At 50.2% G+C, this 2,906-nt stretch carries 3 protein-coding genes and 1 pseudogene; 2 read left to right on the top strand and 2 right to left on the bottom strand.

The window, feature by feature from the left end:
- Positions 1–127: 127 nt before the first annotated feature.
- Both ACTBDZ_RS16670 and grxB read left to right on the top strand, forming a co-directional pair.
- A pseudogene (locus ACTBDZ_RS16670) lies at positions 128–625 on the top strand (MarC family NAAT transporter); the annotation flags it as partial.
- A gap of 395 nt (positions 626–1,020) precedes the next feature.
- Positions 1,021–1,656 (top strand): glutaredoxin 2, encoded by a 636-nt coding sequence (gene grxB, locus ACTBDZ_RS16675; RefSeq protein ID WP_438816128.1) that lies wholly within the window; start codon positions 1,021–1,023, stop codon positions 1,654–1,656.
- Between the two features lies 1 nt (position 1,657).
- Here the strand turns inward: grxB and ACTBDZ_RS16680 are convergent, their stop codons facing one another.
- Positions 1,658–2,176 carry an isochorismatase family protein gene (locus tag ACTBDZ_RS16680; RefSeq protein ID WP_438816129.1) on the bottom strand — a complete coding sequence of 173 codons (519 nt, stop codon included), beginning with the start codon at positions 2,174–2,176 and terminating at the stop codon, positions 1,658–1,660.
- A 117-nt stretch (positions 2,177–2,293) separates the two neighbouring features.
- A complete protein-coding gene (locus ACTBDZ_RS16685; protein ID WP_438816130.1) occupies positions 2,294–2,818 on the bottom strand; it encodes a PfkB family carbohydrate kinase in 525 nt (174 codons plus the stop codon).
- Positions 2,819–2,906 lie beyond the last annotated feature (88 nt).

Consider the following 2,906-nt stretch of genomic DNA (forward strand, 5'->3'; position numbering starts at 1 on the left):
CCTTGTTATAGGAGGGCCAGTTAGTGATTTTAAAATTTTGTTTTGCCATGGAGACCTGATTTTGAAACAACTATGGTGATCTGATCCGATGATTACCCAAACTTTCTATTTATTCAACAAAGCCGGTGGGCAACTGATCATGAATACGCTGGGCATTTCTATTCCCGGCTTGCGCATTGCTGGTGGACTGATCGTGGCTTTCATCGGTTTTCGTATGCTCTTCCCCCCACACCAGCGAGAGCACGGACCTGAGGCTGCCAGCAAGGCGGATGAAATCAACCGAAGCCCTTCAGCAAACCGGGTGAATATTGCCTTTGTTCCACTGGCCATGCCCAGTACCGCGGGACCCGGCACGATCGCGCTCATTATCAGTACCGCGTCGCAAATTAAAAGCGGAATTGCGATCACTCCCTGGATGGTAGCGGTTGCGCCCGTACTCACCTTCCTGATGACCAGCGTGATCCTATGGGTATGCTTACGCAGTTCTGGCTACATTGTGCGCCTGTTGGGTAAAAGCGGTATTGAGGCCATCGCGCGTTTGATGGGATTTTTGCTGGTGTGTATGGGGGTTCAATTTGTCATCAATGGCATGCTGGAGATCGTGACAACCCTGCCAGCCAAATAACAGATAAAAAAAACCCGCCTCGAGGGCGGGAAAAGTGACTCTCTTGACAGGGATGGAAATCACAACATTGACAAGGGATGTAGAGACAATAGCAGATGAAATGTATAGAAGTGTCTGTGCGAGGTAAGGTTAGCCCGAGGGATGTAAAGCGTGGTTTTCAAACATAACGATTTGCATCATCAGGGAATTATCGATATGCCCGTTCTTCCCTGTACCAGCAGTGAAACCCCGTCGTTATCCTTTTCCTTGATATTTCACATGCAGTTACATTCCGAGCGACAGCACCAGCGATCCGCACGCACTGACTTTACCTGCTCCTCTTTCTGGTATTAGTCTGACCTATATCGCGCTAGGGCGTCAGGCAGACAGGTTTTATCATCATCAAGGAACCACTAATGAAATTATTTACCTATGAGCATTGTCCGTTCTGTGTGCGAGCCAGAATGATTTTTGGACTGAAGAAAACACCGTTTGAACTGGCGATCATCATGGAGGGAGATGTGGAAACGCCGACGCGGATGGTTGGCCGCAAGGTCGTCCCTATTCTGCAAAAAGAGGATGGCAGCTTCATGCCTGAAAGCATGGATATCGTTCACTATGTGGATAGCCTGAAAGCGCCGCAGATCGCAGACCAGCCGGTAGACAGTGCGATTGAAGCATGGTGCAAGTCAGCCTCTGGCGTGGTGTTCAAACTGGCGGTTCCGCGTTTCACCGAAGATGAGTTTGCCGAGTTGGCAACACAACCTGCTCGTCAGGCTTTCCGGCAACGTGAAGAAAAAGCGTTTGGCGACTTATCGGCGCTTCTGGCAGAAACACCCGCGCTGATTCGCGACGTTGAGCAAAAATTGGCAGAATTGGAAACCTTACTCCCTGCGGATGAAACGGTCTCAACCACGGACTTTATCCTGTTCCCGATCCTACGATCGCTGACTATCGTGAAAGGTATTCACTATGGGCCACGCGTGAGTGAATACCTACATCGTGTCGCCACCGCAGCCCAAATTGATTTACTGACAGCCCAGGCGCGCTAGTTCAAAGCGGCGAACTCCATGCGCTCAGAATGGTAGTGACGGGATTCCCCGGCAGGCTCAGCCCCGCCCACACCTCATTATGCTGACCGATGAGCTGCTGGGCGCTGGCATAAGTACGATCCGCCGTGGTGTGCGCATCTGCTGCCACGGTGATTGCGTAGCCCTTGCTGGCACCGACTTTGATCGTCGTATCCAGACAATAATCGGTTGCACAGCCACAGACGGTAAAGGCATTGATGCCCAAACGCTGTAATAGCGCATCCAGCGTCGTGTTCCAAAACGCATCACAGGCGGTTTTAGTGACATAGTGTGCATGCGCTGGCTGGTGTAATTCTGGGATGATCTGCCATAAATCACCACCAACGCCCATTTCTCCTTCGGCATGCTGGATGAAAATAACAACGTCGGCGGCATCAATCAGCTGATTGATCAATGCTGCCTTGCCCTCCCTATCGTAACGTGGCATCGCCAACACACCGACTTGCATATCAACCACGATCAAAACGTTATTTTTCATCATCACCTCAACGTAAAAAAGCCAAGGTTGTGTGGCTCCCACACGCCCTTGGCTTTGTGCACAATTAGCTTTATGCACAATGCGCTTTATGCTCGGAAAGTTACGCGGCTTGCGAATCCGTTAGCGGCTAAGGCTTGCGCCCCCACCTTTTTTCATCACGCCACGGATATCCGATTCCTGCACCAGGTTCAAGTCACCGCTGATCGTCAATTTCAGATCGCTGGCCGCAATCGCAAAGTCGATGGACTCCTGAGCGTCAAACTGATGCAGGATACCATGCATCAACCCGGCACCGAAGGCATCACCCGCCGCAACACCTTCCATCACATGCAGGTTATAGCGCGTCGTTTCATGAAACTCGCCATCGCTCAACAGCAGCCCCATCCATTGGCTGTCTTCGACCGAGCGAATATTACGCAGTACGCTGGCAACCATTTTACATCCCGGATAACGGCGCGTTACCTCCAGCATACCCTCTTTGAACGCATCAATCTGTTCAATGCCACGTGACATATCGCCATCAAAGGCTTTTATACCCAGCGTTGCTTCAAAATCTTCATCGTTGGCAATGCAAATCGTCACGTAGTTCATCAGTTTTGACATAACACGGGCTTTGTTGAATAAATAGAAAGTTTGGGTAATCATCGGAACAGATCACCATAGTTGTTTCAAAATCAGGTCTCCATGGCAAAACAAAATTTTAAAATCACTAACTGGCCCTCCTATAACAAGG

This window comes from Symbiopectobacterium sp. (assembly GCF_051710365.1).
Classification (GTDB): domain Bacteria; phylum Pseudomonadota; class Gammaproteobacteria; order Enterobacterales; family Enterobacteriaceae; genus Symbiopectobacterium.